This is a genomic window from Micromonospora sp. HM5-17 (genome assembly GCF_003762835.1).
Lineage (GTDB): Bacteria > Actinomycetota > Actinomycetes > Mycobacteriales > Micromonosporaceae > Plantactinospora.
On the sequence record NZ_RJWA01000001.1, the window covers coordinates 200,451 to 220,341 of the forward strand.

Sequence of the window (19,891 nt, forward strand, 5' to 3'; positions counted from 1 at the left end):
GCCTGGACGAGGCGAACCGGACACGGGGCAGCTCGCCCGTTGGCGCGGGCGTGGCTACCGATCCAGGCGGGGCGGTCACGATGTATCCCTCGGATCGTCGGAGCTGGCGCTCACTCGATCGACCGGCAGTCCGCCGGATCCGTGGCCGGCGGAAGCGGATCGGACGGTGGCGCGTCGGGCGAGTCCGCCGGGGTGGCGGAGGCCCGTACGGTCTGGCCGGGGGTGGGGGTCGTGGCACCGGGCGAACGGGTCGGGGTGGCGCCCGGCGACGGCGAGGTGCCCGGGGCCGGCGTGGCGCCGGGCGACGGGCTCGGCGGGCAGATGGGCTTGAGGTTCGGGTTGCTGGGGTCGTCGTTGGTCAGTTCGGCGAGGCGGCGCGCGGCGTCGGAGGCGTCCTTCGCCACGATGCCCTGCTTGACCTGCTCCTGCGCGGCGGCGGTCAGGTCGTCGAGTTCGGTCGGACTGGTCTGGTGCACGGTGGAGAGGTCGAGCCCGGCGATCCGACCCGGAATGCCCTGGAAGACCGCGAGCTGACCGTCCTCGGTCGCGCCGACGTAGTACTGCCGCTGTGTGTAGTCCCAGCCGAACCAGAGCCCGCCGCCGACGATACTGAGCAGCGCCACCACGAGCAGCGCGGTGCGCAACGGGTGGCGCCGCGGACGTTCGTCCTCCTCGTCACCCGAGGTCTCGGCCTCGGCCGGCTCCGGGCTGGGGGAACGCGGCGCGGAGAGCGCCGAGGCGCGGGCGGCCGGGGTGGAGCTGTCCGCCGAGGTCGCCATGCCGCGGTCCCGGGAGGCCGCACCCCCGACGATCGGCGCCGCCTCCAGGATGTCCTGGTCACTGGCGTCGGCGATGATCACGGTGATGTTGTCGGGGCCGCCGCCGCGGAGGGCGAGCTGCACCAGGCGCTCGACGCACTGCTGCGGATCGGCGTACTCGCGCATGGTATCGGCGATCGTCTCCGCGCTGACCACGCCGGAGAGCCCGTCGCTGCAGATCAGGTAGCGGTCGCCGGGAAGGACCTGGCGAACGGAGTACTCGGGGTCGATGTCGCGGCCGTCCAGGGCGCGGGTGAGCAGCGACCGCTGCGGGTGGCTGTTCGCCTCCTCCTGGCTGATCCGGCCCTCGTCGACCAGCATCTGGACGTACGTGTCGTCCTTGGTGATCTGGGTGAACTCGCCGTTGCGGAGCAGGTACGCCCGGGAGTCACCGATGTGCACCATGCCGATCTTGCTGCCCGAGAAGAGCAGGGCGGTCAGCGTGGTGCCCATCCCCTCCAGGTGCGGATTGGCGTCGACCGTGTCCCGCAGTTGCTGGTTGGCGGAGTCCACGGCCGCGCGCAGCGCGTCGACGAGGGCGTCGCCGGGGACGTCCTCGTCGAGCGGGGCCATGGCGCCGATGACGATGTTGCTGGCGACGTCACCGGCGGCCATCCCCCCCATGCCGTCGGCGACGGCGAGGAGCCGCGGCCCGGCATAGACGGAATCCTGGTTGCCGTCTCGGATCAGCCCACGGTCGCTGTGCGCCGCATAACGCAGGGTCAGAGTCATGGCCGTAACTCGAGGGAAGTGCGGCCGATCCGGATCGGCACGCCGAGGGGGACGGGGGTAGGTCCGGTGACCTTAGCGCGATCGAGGTAGGTCCCGTTAGTCGAACCGAGATCCTCGACGTACCACTGACCGTTCCGGGGCACGAGTCGGGCGTGCCGGGCCGAGGCGTAGTCGTCCGTGATCACCAGGGTGGAGTCCTCCGCACGGCCGATGGTGATCGGTGATTCGCCGAGGGTTATCCGGGTGCCGGCAAGCTGGCCGCCGGTGACGACCAACTGGTGCGCGGCCCGCCCCCGCTTGACCTTCGCCGGCTTGGCTTGCCCCAGGGTCGCCCCCACCACCCCGCGTGGCGCGGCGACGAGCCGGCTCGACCGCGCTCCGGCGAAGAGGTCTCGGCGGATCACCCCGACCACCGTGAACACGAAGATCCACAGCAGGACGAGAAATCCGATTCGGGCGACAGTGAGGACGAACGGGGGCAAGGCGGTTAACCGTCCACGCGGAAGGTGAGGGTGGTCGTACCCAGCTGGATCATGTCGCCGGGGTTGAGCGCGACGGCGGAGACCCGCTGGCCGTTCACCATCGTGCCGTTGGTGGAGCCGAGGTCGGTGAGGACCACCTGGGCGCCGTCGAAGTCGAGCCGGGCGTGACGCCGGGAGATCCCGACGTCGGGGAGCCGGAGGTTGGCCTGGTCGCCACGGCCGATCACGGTGGAACCCATCTGCAGCGGATACGTCCGACCGTCACCGGAGACCAGCCGGACGTTGCGCCCGCCGGGACCGTGTCCGGGCGGAGGGCCGTAGCCGCCACCCTGGTCGTAGGGGGGGTAGGCGGGCTGGCCGGGTGCGTCGTACGGCGAGGGGTGCACGGGAGCGACGTCACCGCCGGTGTAGACCTCGGCGGTGACCCGGAACATGCCGGTGTCCAGCCCGTCCCCACGCTCGATCTCGACGATCACGTCGCCGTAGACGGTCCACGCCTGCTCGCCGATGAACTCCGCCTGCGACTGCGCCAGTTCCTGGGCGAGCGCGGCGGCGTACGGCGCCAGCCGGCTGTGGTCGTACGGTGAGAGATCGATCACGTAGCGGTTGGGGACGAGGGTGCGCCCGCCAGCGAGGATCGCCTTGTGCGCCTCGGCCTCCCGCTGCATCGCGTTGAGGATCTCGACGGGGTGCACGACCCCTTTGAACACCTTTGCGAAGGCCCCCTCGACTAGGCCCTCCAGACGCTTCTCAAAGCGTTGCAGCACGCTCACCGGCTCCTCCTCGGGTTCCGAGGACATGATGGTATCCGGCCGTCGCACGTGCAGCCCGCACGCCGCTCGGCCGCCTGCTGCCGGCCTCTCCTCAGCGGCCGGGATCTGTCGTGCTACCCTTCCACCCGCCGCGGGCGGTAATCGCCAGCGGTGACAGTAGGGACAGCGTAGTATGTCCCGGCACATGCCGAAGAGCGGGCCGACGGATACATTGTTATCGTCCTGTGGCCCGCTTGAGGACGAGCCGGTTTGATCCCGACCCTTCCCAGGGTCTAAGGTTCGGCAGGGCTCACGCCTCGCAAGGGGAAGTGGCGGAATGGCAGACGCGCACGGTTCAGGTCCGTGTGCCCGAGAGGGCGTGGGGGTTCAACTCCCCCCTTCCCCACCGCAGAAGGGCTCCGTGGCGACCACGGAGCCCTTCTTTCATATCGGGGCAAAGCCGGCACCGCGCTATGCTCCGGTGGTTCCGACCCCCCAGAGCAGGAGTGACGTGTGAGTGTCGCGTTGGTGACCGGATCCGGCGGCCTGATCGGATCGGAGGCGGTCCGGCACTTCGCCGGGCTAGGCCTGGACGTGGTCGGTATCGACAACGACATGCGCCGACAGTTCTTCGGCGCCGAGGCGTCGACCGCCTGGAACGTACTGCGGCTCACCAACGAGCTCGGTGCGGCGTACACCCACCACGACGTCGACATCCGTGACCGCGACGCGCTGGCGAAGATCTTCAAGCGGTACGGTCGCGACATCGCGGTGGTGATCCACACCGCCGCGCAGCCGTCGCACGACTGGGCGCTGCGCGACCCCTTCACCGACTTCGACGTGAACGCCGGCGGCACCCTCAACATCCTGCAGAACGTCCGCGAGCACTGCATCGAGGCACCGGTCATCCACTGTTCGACCAACAAGGTCTACGGCGACCGGCCGAACAGCCTGCCCCTGGTGGAGCTGGAGACCCGGTGGGAGCTGGAGCCGGGGCACCCGTACTACGACGGCATCCGGGAGGACATGTCGATCGACGCCTCGCTGCACTCGGTCTTCGGCGCCTCCAAGGTCGCCGCCGACATCATGGTGCAGGAGTACGGCCGCTACTTCGGCATGAAGACCGCATGCTTCCGCGGCGGCACCCTGACCGGCCCGGCGCACTCCGCCACCGAGCTGCACGGCTTCCTGGCGTACGTCATGCGGTGCAACATGGAGCGCCGGACGTACAAGATCTTCGGCTACAAGGGCAAGATGGTCCGGGACGCCATCCACAGCCACGACGTGGTCACCGCCTTCGAGGCGTTCTTCCGCAACCCGCGCTCGGCGGCGGTCTACAACCTCGGCGGTGGGCGGCACTCCAACTGTTCGCACCTGGAGGCCTTCGCCCTGGCGGAGCAGATCACGGGCAAGGAGATGATCACCGAGTACCACGAGGCGAACCGGGTCGGCGACCACCAGTGGTGGATCGGCTCGAACGCCGCGTTCCAGGCCGACTACCCGGACTGGAAGCAGGTGTACGACGTACCGATGATCCTCCAGGAGATCTACGAGGCCAACGTCGACCGGTGGGTCCCGCGCTCCGGAGGGCAGGCGTGAGCGGACGGACCGACCGGCCGCGGTACGAGGGCCGTGGGACCCGGCGGGCAGCGGCTGGGAGCGAGCGCAGCGGGGAGAGGCCATGATCTCGCGGGGTAAGCGGAACATCCTCGGCGTCCTCGTCGACGCGATCGACTACGAGGCGGCGACCGAGGAGGTGGTGGCGGCCGGCCGGGAGCGTCGGCCGTTCGCGCTGACCGCGCTGGCGGTGCACGGGGTGATGACCGGGGTGCTGGACCCGGCACACAACGCCCGGCTCAACGCCTTCGACGTGGTCACCCCGGACGGCCAGCCCGTCCGGTGGGCGTTGAACCTGCTGCACCGCGCAGCCCTGGCCGAGCGCGTCTACGGACCGGACCTGACGCTCATGGTCCTGTCCCGCTTCGCCGACGAGGGTATGCCGGTCTACCTCTACGGTTCCACCGAGGAGACGCTCGCCCGGCTGGTGCCGGCGCTGGAGCAGAAGTTCCCCGCGCTGAAGATCGCCGGGGTGGAGGCGTCCAAGTTCCGCCCGGCCCGGCCCGGCGAGGACGCCGAGATCGCCGACCGGATCCGCTCCTCCGGTGCCCGACTGGTGCTGGTCGGGCTCGGCTGCCCCCGGCAGGAGGTCTTCGCGTACGCCATGCGGCCGCTGCTCGACATGCCGCTGATGGCGGTCGGGGCCGCCTTCGACTACCACGCCGGCCTGCTCCGCAAGCCACCGCGGTGGATGCAGCGGGTCGGCCTGGAGTGGCTGTGGCGGTTCGGCCTGGAGCCGAAGCGGCTCTTCTACCGCTACATGGTGCTGAACCCGGCGTACGTCGGGCGGCTCACCGCGCAGAAGTGCGGATGGTGGAAGCCGGTTCCGCCACCGGCGGCGACCGAGCGCCCCGCCACGTTCGCGGTCTGACCGGCCGTTCCTGCTTCCTGCTGGGGATCTCCGGCGCCGGCGCCACCGGCCGGCGCCGGGTTACCTGCCGGCCGGGTTGTCAGTCAGCACCGGGTCGACCAGCCGGCGCCGGTTGCCAGCCGACGCCGGATTACGGGCCACACCCGGCCTACCAGCCCACCGGGTCGACCGGCCGGTACCGAACGTGATCCAATCCGTCCGGTCCGATCCTCCGGCCCCCGGCCCTGTCCCCAGGCAAGCGCTTTCCTTATCCTGAGCCGATGATGAGGATCGACCAGGAGCTGACTCCCGCCGCCCTGTTACCCGCCATCGACCGGCTCTGGGAGGCGTCCGCCGCGAAGATCGACTCGATCGAGCAGAGCTGCCCGCCCGGCTCGGCGTCGCCGGTCTTCACCGTCGAGGGCCGGTACACCGCACGCGGCTGGACCGAGTGGACCCAGGGCTTCCAGTACGGGTCCGCGCTCCTGCAGTTCGACGCCACCGGCGACCGGCGGTTCCTCGACCTCGGTCGGGAGCGGACCGTGGCGGTGATGGCAAGCCACGTCAGCCACATCGGCGTCCACGACCACGGCTTCAACAACGTCAGCACCTACGGCAACCTGTGGCGGCTCATGACCGAGGGGCGGATCCCGGAGGACCGCGCCGAGCGCGACTTCTACGAGCTGGCGCTGAAGGTCAGCGGTGCGGTCCAGGCCAGCCGCTGGCGCACCACCGCTGACGGCACCGGCTACATCTACTCGTTCAACGGTCCGCAGTCACTCTTCGTCGACACCATCCGCTCCTGCCGGGCGCTCGCCGTGGCGCACCGGCTCGGCCACGTCCTGATGGGCGAGCGGGACGAGCGGATCTCGCTGCTCGGCCGGCTCATCGAACACGCCCGTAACACCGCCCGGTGGAACATCTACTACGGCGAGGGCCGGGACGCGTACGACGTGCGCGGACGCACCGCGCACGAGTCGATCTTCAACGTGAACGACGGCGCCTACCGCTGCCCGAGCACCCAGCAGGGCTACTCGCCGTTCAGCACCTGGACCCGGGGCCTGGCCTGGGCCATGCTCGGCTTCTCGGAGCAGCTCGAGTACGTCGCCACGCTGCCGGACGAGGAGCTGGAGCCGTACGGCGGACGGGCCGCCGTCGAGGCGACGCTGCGGAAGGCCGCCACCGCCACCTGCGACTTCTACCTGGCGCACACCCCGACGGACGGGGTGCCGTACTGGGACACCGGGGCACCGGGCCTGGTTCACCTCGGCGACTACCTGGACCGGCCGGCCGACCCGTACAACGACCACGAGCCGGTCGACTCGTCGGCGGCGGCGATCGGCGCCCAGGGGCTGCTCCGGCTGGGCCGCTACCTGACCGGGGCCGGCCGGACCGAGGAGGGCCGGCGGTACTGGCAGGCCGGACTCACCGTCGCGGCGACACTCTTCGACGAGCCGTACCTGAGCACCGACCCCGGACACCAGGGGCTGATCCTGCACTCGGTCTACCACCGGCCGAACGGCTGGGACCACGTACCGGCCGGGCAGCGCGTGCCGAACGGCGAGTCCAGCATGTGGGGCGACTACCACGCCCGGGAGCTGGCGCTCTACCTGCAACGGGTGGCTCGGGACGAGCCGTACCTGACCTTCTTCGCCGCCGACCCACCCGCCCAGCCGACCGCCGACACCGCGGCCGGCGTTTCCACCGCGGCCGGAGCGCCGGCGTGAGCGGGACGGGCGACCGGCCGACGGCGGTCGTGACCGGCGGGTCCCGGGGCATCGGCCGGGGGATCGCCCTGGCCCTGGCCGGCGCCGGGTACGACGTGGTGGTCAACTACGTCAGCAACGCGGAGGCGGCGGCCGAGGTCGGCAAGGAGGTGGAGGCGCGCGGCGGCCGCGCCCACCTGGTCCGGGCCGACGTCTCGGTCGACGCCGACCGGAGGCGCCTGATCGACGAGACGACCACCGTGTTCGGCCGCCTTGACCTGCTGGTCAGCAACGCCGGAGTCGCTCCGGACGTCCGGGCGGACCTGCTGGAGGCCGGCGAGGAGTCCTTCGACCGTCTGATCAACATCAACCTGAAGGGGCCGTACTTCCTGATCCAGCTCGCGGCCCGCACGATGATCGCCCAGCAGGCGGAAGGCCGCGTCGAGCGACCAAAGATCGTCATCATCTCGTCGATCAGCGCGTACACGGCCAGCGTCAACCGGGGCGACTACTGCGTGGCGAAGGCGGGGCTGGCGATGACCGCGCAGCTCTACGCCGCCCGGCTGGCCGAGTACGGCATCAACGTCTACGAGATCCGGCCCGGCATCATCGCCACCGACATGACCGGGCCGGTCAAGGCGCGGTACGACGACCTGATCCACAACCAGGGCCTGACCCCGATCCGGCGCTGGGGGCAGCCGGAGGACGTCGGGCGGGCCGTGGTGGCGGTCGCCACCGACCTGCTGCCGTTCAGCACCGGGCAGGTGATCGACGTGGACGGCGGCTTCCACCTGCGCACGCTCTGAGCAGTGAGGAAGGGCCCCTTCTTATCGCTTTTTGTATAAGAAGGGGCCCTTCCTCACATCAAAGGGTCAGAGGGTGAGGCTCCAGCTGTTGAGGTAGCCGGTGTCTCCGAAGAAGACATCCCGGACCCGCAGGCTCCACACGCCGTCAGCCGCCTCGGCCGAGAGGTCGACCGGGTACGTCGTGTCCACGTTGTCCGCTCCGTCGAGAATGTTGCTGTTCTTCAGCCGGTACGCGGTGCCGTCCGGGGCGACCAGGTCGATGACCAGGTCTCCCCGGTAGGTGTGCACGATGTTCACCGCCACCTGCGACGAGGCGGAGGCGTTACGGCCACAACCGGAGATGGTGATGGTGCTGGTCACGGTGGCGCCGCTGTCCGGGATCGCCACGTCGGTGCCGTTGCTGCCCGAGCAGCCGCCTCCGGTGCCCGTCACCGTCAGGGTGAAGGTCGCGGTCCGGGTCACCGTCGAGCCGGTGCCGGTGACGGTCACCGGGTACGTCCCGGGTGGCGTACTCGCCGAGGTGGCGACGGTCAGCGTGGCGGAACCGCCGGAGGTGACCGTGGCCGGGCTGAAGGTGGCGGTGGCGCCGGCCGGCAGGCCGCTCGCCGACAGGCTCACCGACTGGGCCGAACCGCTGGTGGTTGCCGTCGAGACGGTGGTCGAGACCGATCCGCCCGGCGCGGTCGACCCCGAGGTCGGGGAGACCGAGACCGCGAAGTCGTCGTCCGGGGGCGGGGTGTCGTCGTTCACCACGTAGAGGAGCCGGTTCGGGGTGCCGGTGCCGACGTTGCTGATGGCGTCCGGGGTGGCGTTGTTCACCAGGTAGTCCCGCACCTGCTGCGGGCTCCAGGTCGGGTTCGCCGACAGCACCAGCGCGGCGGCGCCGGCCACGTGCGGGCTGGCCATCGAGGTGCCGCTGATGGTGTTGGTCGCCGTGTTGCTGCTGTACCAGGCGGAGGTGATGTTGACGCCGGGCGCCAGGATGTCGACGCAGGTGCCGTAGTTGGAGAAGCTCGCCGCCGCGTCGTTGTTCTGGGTCGCCCCGACGGTGATCGCGTTCGGCACCCGGGCCGGCGAGTAGTTGCAGGCGTTCTGGCGAATACCGAGGATGTTGCCGTTGCCGGCGGCCACCGCGTACGTGATGCCGGCGTTGATGGAGTTGTTCACCGCGGTGTCGATCGAGCTGTTGGCGCTGCCGCCGAGGCTCATGTTCGCCACGGCCGGGCGCACCGCGTTCGCGGTGACCCAGTCGATGCCGGCCACGACCTGGGCGGTGGTGCCGCTGCCGGAGCAGTTGAGCACCCGCACCCCGTAGATCCGGGCGCCCTTCGCGACCCCGTACGACGAGCCGGCGACCGTGCCGGCGACGTGCGTGCCGTGGCCGTTGCAGTCGTCGGCCGAGCCGCCGTCGACGGCGTCGTACCCGCTGACCGCCCGACCGCCGAAGTCGGTGTGGCTGAAGTTGATTCCGGTGTCGATGACGTACACGTTGACGGTGCTGGCGGTGGTCGGGTACGTGTACGAGCTGCTCAGTGGCAGGGCGCGCTGGTCGATCCGGTCCAGCCCCCAGGACGGCGGGTTGGGCTGGGTGTCCATGACGTGGACCGTGTGGTTCTGCTCGACGTACGCGACGCTCGGATCGGCCGCGATCCGCGCCGCCGCCTTGGCCGAGGCGGTGATCTCGAAGCCCCGCAGAGCGGCGGAGTAGGTGCGGGCCACGACGCCACCGTGCCGGCTGGCCAGGCCCCGGGCCGCTGTCGCGACGTTGCTCCGACTGACCGAACTGTCCTTGAACACCACGATGTAGCTGTCCGGTACGGCGGTGGCCCCACCCGCACTGCGGATGACGCCCTCCGGTTCGGCCGCGACCGCCGGGGTGGCCACCAGGGCGACCATGGCCAGAGTCGTTGCTCCGACAACGATGGACCTACGCGGGAGACCCATCTCCCTTCCTCCCTCCGATCGGCACAGGCCGTCCACCCACTCGTGATGGGGGATCGACGGAACCGATCGTGCTGAGATTAGGCGGGATGGAGGCCATCGCGACAGATGTCGAATCTTCTATACCTCCGAAGGGATGACCCCTACGGGTGACGCGGGAACGGGCTGCCCTTCTCCGGGTAACGGGCGGGTCCGTCCCGGATCCGCCGGACGGGGAGACGGGCAAGGATCGATGTCGTGGATCTCGGCCTCGTCGTCCTGCTCGCGATCGCCGCCGTCTGGCTGGCGGCAGGTGTCGTCGCCGAGGGACTGCCGAGGCTGCCCACCGCCGTGGCGCTGCACCGCCGTACCGGGCTGCTCGCCGGGCTGGCCGCACTCGGTCTCGTCGGCCTCGGCGGCGTGGTGCTGACCGGCCTGCTGGTGGACGGGCCGACCGTCGCCGACCGCGTCGCGGTCGGGCTCATGCTCCCGGCCGGCTCCGCCGTCACCGTCGCCCTGCTGACGGTACGCCGGGTGTACCGACTCCGCCGCGGGGCGGGCGCCTTCGCCAGCGCGCCGCGGACCCCGGCTCCGCCGACACTGCGGGCCGCCGCCGCTCACCCGCTGGTGGCGTCACCGGTCCAGGTCACGGCCCTGGTGATGCTGCCGGTGCTGGTCGACGCCACCGGGTTGGTGCCGTTGGACAGTCCGGGTGGCCTCGGCGTGCTGCTCACCGGCGTCATCCTCGTGGTCGGCGCGATCGGGGTCCGGCACGCGCTGCGGCACAGCAGCCTGGCCGAGCACGCGGTCACCGTCCGGACACGTTCATCGGGTACGCGAGTCCTGCACGTATAGCAGTTCGAGGATCGCCCGGGCCGCCTCGAACCACCGGTCGAGCCAGACCGAGGTGGGTATCGTCCCCTTCGGCGGGAGTTCGAGCAGAAGCCCGCGGAGCAGCGGGTGGTCCACCAGCGGCTCCGACGGGGGTACGTCCGGCCAACCGGCCGGCGGGAAGACGGGCTCGGTCAGTCCGCCCATGTCCAGCGAGGGGAGCGTCGGACCACGGTCCGACGTGGTGCCCGCCAGCTCCGGCGGCAGTTCGGGGGTCCGCTCGGCGGTCACGACGTCCGGCGTGCCGAGGTCGGTGCCGACCGGCGACTCCTCGACCGCGGTGCCGCTGTTCCGCCGGGACCCCCGGTACTTGCCGACGAACCGGTCCGACTTGCCCGAACCGTTCCCCACATCCTCCGACCCGATCGCCATCCGTCTCACCTGCCTCGCTCGGTCGCGAACCCTCCGACGGTCGCTCGCGCGCCCTCCGACGGGTTGGCCGGCCCCCGCCGCACCGCCTGGTACAACGATCGGCCGGGGCGCTGGCGACGGCGGGGCCTGGGACTTCGCCTGGTCGAGGGGTCGCCGCCCCGGCTCCCGGCGCGCCCGCCGTCCGGCGGGGCGGTTCACGACCCGGTCGGCCGGAGGTGCCTCGGGCCCGGGACGGTGCGGGCCCGGGCCCGGGACGGTGCGGGCCCGGGCCCGGGACGGTGCGGGCCCGGGCCCGGGACGGTGCGGGCCCGGGCCCGGGACGGTGCGGGCCCGGGCCGGGGACGGTTCGGCCCGAGCGGGTTACGGCTTTTTGGACCCGGCGGGCGTGCCTCGGACCCGAGCGGCGGGCCGAAAACGGCGGCGCGGTCACCCGGGCGGCGCCGAGCCGCCGGGTGACCGCGCCGGGATGGCCGCCGGTCGTCCTGGCCCTCAGGCCAGGTCGAACTCGCCGTCCTTGGCTCCGCCGAGGAAGGCGTCCCACTCGTCCGGCGTGAAGATCAGGGCTGGTCCGGTCGGGTTCTTCGAGTCGCGGACCGCGATCGCGCCGCCGACGAACGCCACCTCGACGCAGTTGTCGCAGCTTGGTCCGCTCCGCGAGCTCTTGAACCAGGTCGCCGCACTCAGGTCGACGCGGTACCCCTTTGTCTCCACTTCCACAATGGCTCCTCTGCCATCTTCGCGATCAGAGCTACGGACTCCTCCGGGCGCAAGGCCGCTGCTCGGATATGGTCGAAGATGAAAATGTATGTCTGTAGTTCATCCCGCTTCTCCAGAAACAATCCGCCCGTGGCGTTTTCGGCGTACACCACGTCCGGATCACCCGGTTCAGGAAAGCCGAGGATGGCGAAAGTGCCGTCCATGCCGGCGTGCGCGCCGGCCTCGAACGGCAGGACCTGGAGCGTGACGTTCGGTAGGTCAGCGGCCTCCACCAGCCGCTCCAACTGGGCCCGCATCACCGCGTCGCCGCCCACCGGCCGGCTTATCACCGCCTCATCCAGCACCACCCACAGTTCGATCGGATCGTCCTGGGTCAGTAACGACTGACGACCCAACCGGACACGGACCCGCTGCTCAACCTCGTCGGGGGTGAAGTCGGGGCGGGCGGAGCGAATCATCGCCCGGGCGTAGTCCTCGGTCTGCAGTAGACCCGGTACGGTCTGCTGTTCGTACGCCCGGACGGAGCCGGCGGCCGCCTCCAGCCCGACGTACGCGCCCGCCAACACCGGGCTGTACGGGTGCCACCAGCCCTTCTGGCGCGCCTCGCGGGCGATCTGGATCAGTTCCTCGCATTCGGCCCCGGTCACACCGTAGATGCCGAGCATGTCCCGGACGTCGCGCACCGTCGCGGTGGTGTGACCGGTCTCGATCCGAGAGATTTTGGAGGCGGAGCACTCCAGGATCTCGGCGACCGCCTCGATGGTCACCCCGGCCTTCTCCCGGCGTTGCCGAAGTTCCGCGCCGAGACGACGACGGCGAATGGTCGGGCTCCGGCGCTCGGTCACCGGGTCACCTCCGGTCGATCGGTGAGAAGTCGACGATCATTACGGGATCGATGCCCGCTGCGCGGGTCGGCGAAGGCCCGCCCGGCGAACGTACGTCACCGCAGGGGGTCGAGGGCCGTTCGCGGGGGGCGGGGCGACGGCCCAATCGGCCGCACCGGCCGAAATCGGGGTCCAGTCTGCCCGTTCACGAGGCGAGCCAGCAACCGCCGCCCGACCCACTATCGCCGTCCTGCTGCAAAAGGCAAACTGCAACTTGCATTGATCATGTTCTTGGTGCACCCTGTCCGTATGGCTCGGGCTACGCAGCGTTCCGGTGTGATCAGGCGACGCAATGCTCCCCCATTCTCGCCTGACCTGGGCGGCGGTCGTACCGGCGGTACGGCGACGAGCCCCGCTCCGGGGTAAGAGCCCCCGCCGCTGTATGCCAGGGCCGCTACGGCGGCTGGCGCGTCCCGGAGTCGACAGGTGTCGGCCGGGGTGAGGAGACGCTTCGAGCCACACCCTCACCCCGGCCGATACCCCCACGGCATCCGGTGCCCCGGCCCACGGACCACACCGCGGCGCCACCAGCCACGGCGCCAATCCGGCCCGGTCGGCGGCGTCGCCGACAGCCCACCTGATCCCCGCCCGCCTCTCCCGCCGGTCCGCAACCGGCCAGTCGGACAGGAGCTGCCGTGCATCTCCCCCGCTCCGGTGACGTACTCCACGTGACGCGCGCGGCGAGCGTTCAGTTCGCCGAGCCGATCTACTTCCGGGTGATCCGGGCACACGACTGGCCGACCTACCGCGGCTGGATCTGGCTCGACGGGTACGAACTCAACAGCAGCGGCGACGCGGTGGAGCGCCGGTCGATATTCGTCCAGATCAACGGACTGCGCCGGCTGAACACCAATCCGGTACGCCGCAACCACGTACCGGCACGCCGGCCGGCGCAGGGCAACTCCAGGGTGCTCGCCCAGCGGGTCCGCGTGGGCTGACCGCGTCCGCGCGGGTTGCCGAACGACCGGTCGGACAGGAGGTCACCGGCCTAGACTGGGCGTACCCCGTGGTGCGGTCCGCACCCCGTACGTGCTCAGGGCCCCCGATCCTGGGAGCCGCCCATGGCAACTGTTGCCTCCACCCGCCCCGGTACCACGAGTCAGAGCCTGCGGATCAGCATGCTGCTGATCCTGATCACCGTCGGCGTGCCGGGATGCCTCACCGGCGCCGCGGCCCGGTCCTCGTCCACCGCTCCCCGATCCTCCGCCGCCGAGACCGAGCGGCCGACCGCTCCACCGCCCAGCCCCGGAGCCCGCTGGAATCCCGGATCGGCAGAACCCGCCGGGCAGGCCGCCGTCGCGCCGTCCCGGACCCCCGGGTTCGCCGAGCAGGCCGCCGAGCCCGCACCGTACCCGGAACCGGGGTCGTACGCCGAGCCCGAGCCGGACGCCGGACCGGAGTCCCCCGCCACACGTCCCCGGGCCGCGAAGCTTCCCGACACGGCCGCCGACCCGGCGGAACCCACCGGCCACACACGGGCGGCTCCGCCACCGGCGGCCCCTGACGAGCTTCCCCCCGGCTACCGTCGCTCGCTCGCCTACTCGGGCCTGCTCGGCCTCGTCATCTCCGTCATCGGCCTGGCGATGGTCGGCAGCCGACGACGTCTCTGGTGACCCCCCGACTGACCCGGGCCGGGATCAGCCGACTCGCCGGCCCCGGCCCCGGCGCCGCCACCGTCCCACGGTGGGCGACCCGGGCCCCGTCGGCCCACGGGTCGGACCCGTCGGCGGGGTGGGTACGCGGGGTTCGGCGACCACCAGGACGATGACGTCGCCCGGGGCCACCTCCGTCCCCGCCTCCGGATCCGTCGCGACCACGGTGCCCGCCGGCTCGTCGGAGGGCACGAAGCGAAGTTCCGGCGTCAGGCCGTACTGCTCCAACAGAACGCGCGCCGCCGGTGCCGGCAGACCGACCAGTGTCGGCACGACGACGCCGGCGTCCGGGGTGGGCGAGGTGGTCGCCGGGGTCGTCGGCGGGGTGGTCGTCGGGACCGCGGAGGTCGGGGCGGGAGTGCCCGCCGAGGTGGCGGCCGGCGGCGGGGCAGGGGGATTAGGCCGTACCGCGTCGATGATCACCCAGCCGGCAACGAGCAACACCCCCAACAGGAGCAGGGCGAGGACGCCGACGAGGATCGGCATCCACCAGCGACGGTCGTCCAGATCCTCGTCCGGGGACATGGCGGACCAGTCCATCGGTGCCGGGTCGCTGGCCTCGTACGACGGGCGGACCGGCACCGCCGCCCGACCGGACCAGGCCGGGGGACGGGGCGGGACCGGTGGCGCCGCCTCCGGAGAGGGAGGCGGCGTCGTCGCCTCTTCCGCCCGGCGCGGCGCCGGGGCGACGGGCGAATCGCCGCCCCGTGGTCCTCTGGTACGACCGCCGACCGGACCGGCCGGGCCACCCGGCCCCGCACCGCCGTCGTCGTCCGGCTCGGGAACCTCTCGGGCCTCCGGATCGTCGGCCATGGCACGTCCTCTCGCCGGCGATGGGAGCGGGCCGATCCAGTCCAATCTATCCGGCGGTGGCCGACCCGGCCTGGTGCCCGCGCAGCCCGGCGTGTTGCGGGGGCGGCCCGCCCGGTCCCGACGCAGGCTCTCCTGGCGTTCCCGGCCCCGATGGCAAGCTTCCCTCACGCGTCCGGCACGACGGCGCGCTCTCCCGGTGCGCCCGCTCTCGGGGACGTAAGTCACCGGAGAGCGGACCGGTTCCGGGCCGGGGGCGGGATCGCGAGGCCGGCCGGCCTCAGGGGGTCGGCACGGTGGTCGGCTGGGCACCGGTGCCGCAGTAGAGCCGTACCCGGTCGTTCCAGTGCACCGTGCTGCCCGGTGACGGATCCTGCTGCCGCACCGTGCCCGTGTCGCCCGTCGGATAGCTGGGATAGAGGCCCTCGTCCACCAGCTCGCGCGCGGCCTCCCGGCAGCTCTCGCCGACCAGGTCGGGCACGGTGACCGGCGGCGCCGCCCCCTTCACGTAGACCTTCACGGTGATCCCCCGCCGCACGAGACTCCCGCCGGGCGGCACGGTCCGGGTGACGCTCGGATCGTTGCCCGCGTCACCGAAGATCAGATGCACTCCGAGGCCCTTTTCCCGCAGTTCCTCCCGGGCCTCGTCGAAGTCCTTCCCCACCAGGTCGGGCAGCTCCATCCCGTCGATCGGCGGAGTCGTCGGAGGCCGCTTCGCCTGGGTCTTGGTCGGGCCGGGTCGGCTCGTCCGCGGAGCCTCGGGCGCCGTCGCCGTCGTCACCGGTCCCGCCGTCGGTTCCGGCTGCTCGCCGCCGTCTCCGGCCAGCAGGTAGCCGCCGAGCGCCCCGACGACCGCACAGAGCACCAGGCCGGCGCATCCGCCGGCGACCAGTCTTGCCCGGTCCGAGTGCCCTGGTTCCACGCCCGCCTCGGGCCGTCCCGCCACGTCCTGATCGGTCATCCGCTCTGCCCACCATCCAGCATCGCCACCACGCCGACGTTCCCGGCCAACGGTGGAAGTCTGCCGCACGCCGGGACCGCGCCTCCGCACCGGACGGCTCGTCCCGCACCGGACCGGGTCCGCGCGGCACTCGCCCCGCCCGCGGGTGACCGCTACGCTGCCGGCATGGCCGTCCGAGGCTGGGGAGGTTCGCTCGCGACCGCGATCGGAGTCGCGGCGGGCGCCGGCGCCGCCCAACTGGGTCTCGGGTACGGCCTCGGCATCATCGCCTGGCTTCCGTCGGCCGACGCGGCGGGCGAGGCAGCCTGGGTCGCCAGCCTCACCTGGTCGGTCTGGATCGCCGCCACCTCGACGGTCGTCGGAGCGATCTGCGCCGCGCGACTCGGTGGCGTCTCTCGCCCCGACCCGGCCGATCCGGGCGCGGCCGCCACCCCGGACCTGGCGCCGGCTCCGGCGCCCCTGCTCTGGCGGGCCGCCCTGGCGGTGGCCGGTGCGATCGGCAGCCTGGTCACCGTGGTCCTGGTGGCGGTACCCGCCCGGACGGTGGCCCGGACCGACCTCTCCCCGCAGATCGCCGCCGGATACGCGGTCGTCGGCGTCATGACGGGGCTCCTGGCGGCGTTCTGGGCGATCTCCTCGCCCGCGGCGGCCCGCAACGTGCTCGGCACGCTGGCCTGGCTCTGGGTGCTGGCGGGCGCGGTGGTGGTCGACGACGTCGTCTCCGGCGGTGGGCCGGCCACCACGCAGCTCGGGGTCTGGCAGCTGACGTCCGAGGCGCCGCGCTTCTGGTTCCGTGACCACCTCTACTGGCCCGGGGCGCTTCTCGCGCTCGGCTCCGCCCTGGTGATCGGTGCGCTCGCCGCCCGGGCCGCAGCCCGGCAGCCGGCCACCCGGGTCGGTGCCGCGGTCTCCGGCATGGCCGGTCCGTTGCTGGTCGCCGCCGGGTACGTCGCGGTGGCTCCCCGGCTGGCGGACATCCGCGCCGAGCAGGTCTCGGCGCAGCTCGTCACGGCGTACGCGGTGATCGTCGGTGTGGCCGGCTCGGCGCTGGTCGCGGCGTTCGCCCAGCGGTCCTGGACCCGCACGCAGCGCTCCACCGCCTCGGGTCGGCCCACCCCCGCACCGGTCGGGGAGATCCCCGCCGCGGCGCCGCCGTCCCCGACCGCCGCCCCGGACGTCGAGGTACCGTCGCCGCGGCGTACCGAGGACGGGACGACGCCGGAACAGACGACGCCCGACCGGGCGGCCGGGCGGGACCGCGCCGAGCCGTCCCCCGCCGGAGAGGCCGGAGACGAGACCGCCGGCAAGCCCGCGGCGTCGCCGGACGGAGGCACGCCGTCCGGCGGTGTTGAGCCGGCCAGCGACGCCGCCGGTGGGCCGGCCGGGGACTCCGCCGCACCCCGCTCCGACACGGCGCCCGATTCCGCGCGGTCGACGAGCCGCCGGGGCCGAGTGAGCCGCCGCACGCGCTGAGCGCTGCTACCACCCCACCGGCCAGGTGTGCACCGGCTCGTTGGTCCGCTGGAGTTCGCCGTAGCGCCGCAGCATGTGGTGCAGCGCCCGGGAACGGTCCATCCCGAGGTCGCGTTCGGCCGCCCGCACCGCCTCGACCTGCCACACCGCGCCGTTCCGCCGGGTACGGCAGCGCTGCTCGATGATGCCCAGGAGCCGGTCCCGATGCTCCGCCCCGACACCGAACCGGTCCAGTCCGGCCGCGGCCCGGGGCAGCAGAACGTCGCGAACCAGGTCGGTGACGCGTACCTCGCCGAGCCGGGGCCAGGTGATGACGGCGTCGATGCCCCGTCGGGCGGCGATGTGGAAGTTCTCCTCGGCGATCTCGAACGGCAACTGGCTCCGGAGCGGCCGGTCACACTCGGCCAGGTCGCGGGCCAGGCCGAAGTAGAACGCGGCGTTGGCCAGCATGTCGACCACGGTCGGGCCGGCGGGAAGCACCCGGTTCTCGACCCTCAGGTGTGGCCGGCCGCCCATGATGTCGTAGACCGGGCGGTTCCAGCGGTAGACCGTGCCGTTGTGCAGCCGCAGCTCGGAGAGGCGCGGGACGCCGCCGGCGCGCAGCACCTCGACCGGGTCCTCGTCGTCGCAGATCGGCAGCAGCGGCGGGAAGTAGCGGACGTTCTCCTCGAAGAGGTCGAAGATCGAGTCGATCCACCGCTCGCCGAACCAGACCCGGGGCCGTACGCCCTGGACCTTGAGTTCGTCCGGCCGCGTGTCGGTCGCCTGCTCGAAGAGGGCGACCCGGGTCTCGGCCCAGAGATGCCGGCCGTGCAGGAACGGCGAGTTGGCGCCGAGCGCGACCTGGACCGCCGCGATCGCCTGCGAGGCGTTCCAGTAGTCGGCAAAGCTGCCCGGCGCGACCTGGAGGTGGAACTGCACGCTGGTGCAGGCGGCCTCGGAGGCGATGGAGTCGGTGTGGGTCCGCAGCCGCTCCACCCCGTGGATGTCCAGCTCGATGTCCTCGCCCCGGGCGGCGACGATCTGGTCGTTGAGCACGCGATAGCGCTCGTTGGTCGAGAGGTTGTCGAGGACCAGGTGCCGGGGTGTCAGGGTGGGCAGGATGCCGATCAGGATGATGCTCGCGTCGGACTTGGTGGCGAGTTCCTCGGCGCGGCCCAGGCTCTCCCGCAGGTCCGCCTCGTAGTCGGCGAAGCCGTCCCCCTCGATGAGCCGGGGGCGGGCGTTGAGTTCGAGGTTGAACTGGCCGAGTTCGGTCTGGAAGGCGGGGTCGGCCAGGTTCTCCAGCACCTCGGCGTTGCACATCGCCGGCTCGGCGTCGGCGTCCACCAGGTTCAGCTCGATCTCCAGGCCCGTGGTGGGGCGGTCGGCGTCGAAGCCGAAGTCGTCGAGCATGAGGGCGAAGACGTCGAGGCACCGACGGACCTTCTGCCGGTAGCGGATCCGGTCGTGCCGGGAGAAGAGGACCTGCGACACGTCCTGGCCCATGAGCCCTCCCGCCGCGAGGCGCTGTCGACGCGGTCAGGCCGGCCGTACGCCGGACGCGTCTGGCGATCTGTCTCCGTAGGAGCGCCGAGCGTGCCTGAACTCGCCCAGCATCCGCTGGCGCTGAGTGCACGGTCAGCAGCGCTGCGTCCCACAATCGCACACGATCGTGACGCTCCTCTTACCGGGCGCGTTACTCAACGAGGCGCCCCGGTCACCAGCAAAACGGTCACCGGGGCGCCTCGTTCGGCTGTCGGTCCGGCCGGACCAGGGCCAGGTCGGCCGTCGTACGGGTCAGGCCTGACGGATGGCCTCACCCTCAATTTCGATCTTGACCTTCTTCCCGACCAGGACGCCGCCGGTCTCCAGGGCGACGTTCCAGGTCAGGCCGAAGTCCTCGCGGTCGATCTCCGTGGTCGCCGTGAAGCCGAAGACGTCGTGCCCGAACGGGCTGCGCCCGGCGCCCTCGAACTCGACCTCGAGGTCCACCGACCGCGTCACGCCCCGGATCGTGAGCTCGCCGGCGAGCACGAACTCGTTACCCTCGTGCGACTTCACCCCGGTGCTGCGGAACTCGATGGTCGGAAACTTCTCCACCTCGAGGAAGTCACCGCCGCGCAGGTGGTTGTCGCGGTCAGTCTGACCGGTGTCGATGCTGGCGGCCTGGATGGTCGCGGTGACGGCGGACTCCAGCGGGTTCTCCGCGACGGTGATGGTCGCCTCCGCCTCACGGAACTCCCCGCGCACCTTGCTCACCATCATGTGCCGGGCCACGAACCCGATCCGCTTGTGCGCCGGGTCGAGCCGGTAGGTGCCGGCGGTGGGGATGGTGAGTCCTTCCCAGCTACGGGTGAAGCTCTCGGTGCTGGTCATGCTGTTGCCTTCCCAGGAGGTAGTCGGTACGCGAACCGATCACTGACTGAGCAACTATAGAAGCAGCAATATTCCCCATGTCAAGTACTG

The 19,891-nt window shown here is 71.7% G+C and carries 19 protein-coding genes and 1 tRNA gene; 9 read left to right on the forward strand and 11 right to left on the reverse strand.

Going from position 1 to position 19,891, the window contains the following annotated elements:
* Positions 1-110: 110 nt before the first annotated feature.
* Genes EF879_RS00965 through EF879_RS00975 form a run of 3 tightly spaced genes read right to left on the reverse strand, consistent with a single transcriptional unit; the run spans position 111 to position 2,832 of the window.
* Positions 111-1,550 (reverse strand): PP2C family serine/threonine-protein phosphatase, encoded by a 1,440-nt coding sequence (locus tag EF879_RS00965; RefSeq protein WP_123553736.1) that lies wholly within the window; start codon positions 1,548-1,550, stop codon positions 111-113.
* Positions 1,547-2,032, reverse strand: coding sequence for an FHA domain-containing protein (locus EF879_RS00970; protein ID WP_123553738.1), 486 nt, complete (start codon positions 2,030-2,032; stop codon positions 1,547-1,549). The genes EF879_RS00965 and EF879_RS00970 overlap by 4 nt, the downstream gene beginning before the upstream one ends.
* A gap of 5 nt (positions 2,033-2,037) precedes the next feature.
* Positions 2,038-2,832: a DUF3662 and FHA domain-containing protein gene (locus tag EF879_RS00975; RefSeq protein WP_123553740.1), complete on the reverse strand. Its 795-nt coding sequence runs from the start codon at positions 2,830-2,832 to the stop codon at positions 2,038-2,040.
* A 275-nt stretch (positions 2,833-3,107) separates the two neighbouring features.
* Between EF879_RS00975 and EF879_RS00980 the strand changes: the two genes are divergently transcribed.
* The 5 genes from EF879_RS00980 to EF879_RS01000 all read left to right on the forward strand — a co-directional run bounded on the left by EF879_RS00980 (position 3,108) and on the right by EF879_RS01000 (position 7,763).
* Positions 3,108-3,190 (forward strand) — tRNA-Leu (locus tag EF879_RS00980).
* 107 nt (positions 3,191-3,297) lie between these two features.
* Positions 3,298-4,383: an NAD-dependent epimerase/dehydratase family protein gene (locus EF879_RS00985; RefSeq protein ID WP_123553742.1), complete on the forward strand. Its 1,086-nt coding sequence runs from the start codon at positions 3,298-3,300 to the stop codon at positions 4,381-4,383.
* Positions 4,384-4,465: 82 nt separating this feature from the next.
* A complete protein-coding gene (locus tag EF879_RS00990; protein WP_123553744.1) occupies positions 4,466-5,272 on the forward strand; it encodes a WecB/TagA/CpsF family glycosyltransferase in 807 nt (268 codons plus the stop codon).
* A gap of 260 nt (positions 5,273-5,532) precedes the next feature.
* Positions 5,533-6,978, forward strand: a complete 1,446-nt coding sequence (locus tag EF879_RS00995; protein WP_123553746.1) for a glycoside hydrolase family 88 protein — start codon at positions 5,533-5,535, stop codon at positions 6,976-6,978.
* Positions 6,975-7,763 (forward strand): 3-ketoacyl-ACP reductase, encoded by a 789-nt coding sequence (locus tag EF879_RS01000; RefSeq protein ID WP_123553748.1) that lies wholly within the window; start codon positions 6,975-6,977, stop codon positions 7,761-7,763. Before EF879_RS00995 ends, EF879_RS01000 begins: the two co-directional genes overlap by 4 nt.
* 66 nt (positions 7,764-7,829) lie before the next feature.
* Here the strand turns inward: EF879_RS01000 and EF879_RS01005 are convergent, their stop codons facing one another.
* Positions 7,830-9,707 (reverse strand): S8 family serine peptidase, encoded by a 1,878-nt coding sequence (locus EF879_RS01005; protein WP_123553750.1) that lies wholly within the window; start codon positions 9,705-9,707, stop codon positions 7,830-7,832.
* 234 nt (positions 9,708-9,941) lie between these two features.
* On the opposite strand from EF879_RS01005, the gene EF879_RS01010 reads away from it, so the two are divergent.
* Positions 9,942-10,538, forward strand: coding sequence for a hypothetical protein (locus EF879_RS01010; RefSeq protein WP_123553752.1), 597 nt, complete (start codon positions 9,942-9,944; stop codon positions 10,536-10,538).
* Here EF879_RS01010 and EF879_RS01015 read toward each other — a convergent pair.
* The 3 genes from EF879_RS01015 to EF879_RS01025 form a co-directional block, all read right to left on the reverse strand.
* Entirely contained in the window at positions 10,509-10,946 is a 438-nt protein-coding gene (locus EF879_RS01015) for a hypothetical protein (protein WP_123553754.1), read from the reverse strand. The two genes, EF879_RS01010 and EF879_RS01015, sit on opposite strands and share 30 nt — an antisense overlap.
* Positions 10,947-11,435: 489 nt before the next feature.
* The gene (locus EF879_RS01020; protein ID WP_123553756.1) at positions 11,436-11,657 is read right to left on the reverse strand and encodes a DUF397 domain-containing protein; all 222 of its coding nucleotides are present in this window, start codon (positions 11,655-11,657) and stop codon (positions 11,436-11,438) included.
* Positions 11,627-12,508, reverse strand: coding sequence for a helix-turn-helix transcriptional regulator (locus EF879_RS01025; RefSeq protein WP_123553758.1), 882 nt, complete (start codon positions 12,506-12,508; stop codon positions 11,627-11,629). The genes EF879_RS01020 and EF879_RS01025 overlap by 31 nt, the downstream gene beginning before the upstream one ends.
* Positions 12,509-13,182: 674 nt before the next feature.
* Between EF879_RS01025 and EF879_RS01030 the strand changes: the two genes are divergently transcribed.
* The gene (locus EF879_RS01030) at positions 13,183-13,485 is read left to right on the forward strand and encodes a hypothetical protein (protein ID WP_233604151.1); all 303 of its coding nucleotides are present in this window, start codon (positions 13,183-13,185) and stop codon (positions 13,483-13,485) included.
* Between the two features lie 123 nt (positions 13,486-13,608).
* Positions 13,609-14,160, forward strand: a complete 552-nt coding sequence (locus EF879_RS01035) for a hypothetical protein (RefSeq protein WP_148086330.1) — start codon at positions 13,609-13,611, stop codon at positions 14,158-14,160.
* Between the two features lie 24 nt (positions 14,161-14,184).
* On the opposite strand, the gene EF879_RS28555 is transcribed toward EF879_RS01035, so the two are convergent.
* Both EF879_RS28555 and EF879_RS01045 read right to left on the reverse strand, forming a co-directional pair.
* A complete protein-coding gene (locus EF879_RS28555) occupies positions 14,185-15,012 on the reverse strand; it encodes a PASTA domain-containing protein (protein ID WP_123553762.1) in 828 nt (275 codons plus the stop codon).
* A gap of 277 nt (positions 15,013-15,289) precedes the next feature.
* Entirely contained in the window at positions 15,290-15,970 is a 681-nt protein-coding gene (locus tag EF879_RS01045; protein WP_123553764.1) for a PASTA domain-containing protein, read from the reverse strand.
* A 165-nt stretch (positions 15,971-16,135) separates the two neighbouring features.
* On the opposite strand from EF879_RS01045, the gene EF879_RS01050 reads away from it, so the two are divergent.
* Positions 16,136-17,443, forward strand: a complete 1,308-nt coding sequence (locus EF879_RS01050; protein ID WP_123553766.1) for a hypothetical protein — start codon at positions 16,136-16,138, stop codon at positions 17,441-17,443.
* A 6-nt stretch (positions 17,444-17,449) separates the two neighbouring features.
* On the opposite strand, the gene EF879_RS01055 is transcribed toward EF879_RS01050, so the two are convergent.
* Positions 17,450-18,931 carry a glutamate-cysteine ligase family protein gene (locus tag EF879_RS01055; protein WP_123553768.1) on the reverse strand — a complete coding sequence of 494 codons (1,482 nt, stop codon included), beginning with the start codon at positions 18,929-18,931 and terminating at the stop codon, positions 17,450-17,452.
* A gap of 291 nt (positions 18,932-19,222) precedes the next feature.
* Positions 19,223-19,801: a YceI family protein gene (locus tag EF879_RS01060; protein ID WP_123553770.1), complete on the reverse strand. Its 579-nt coding sequence runs from the start codon at positions 19,799-19,801 to the stop codon at positions 19,223-19,225.
* Positions 19,802-19,891 lie beyond the last annotated feature (90 nt).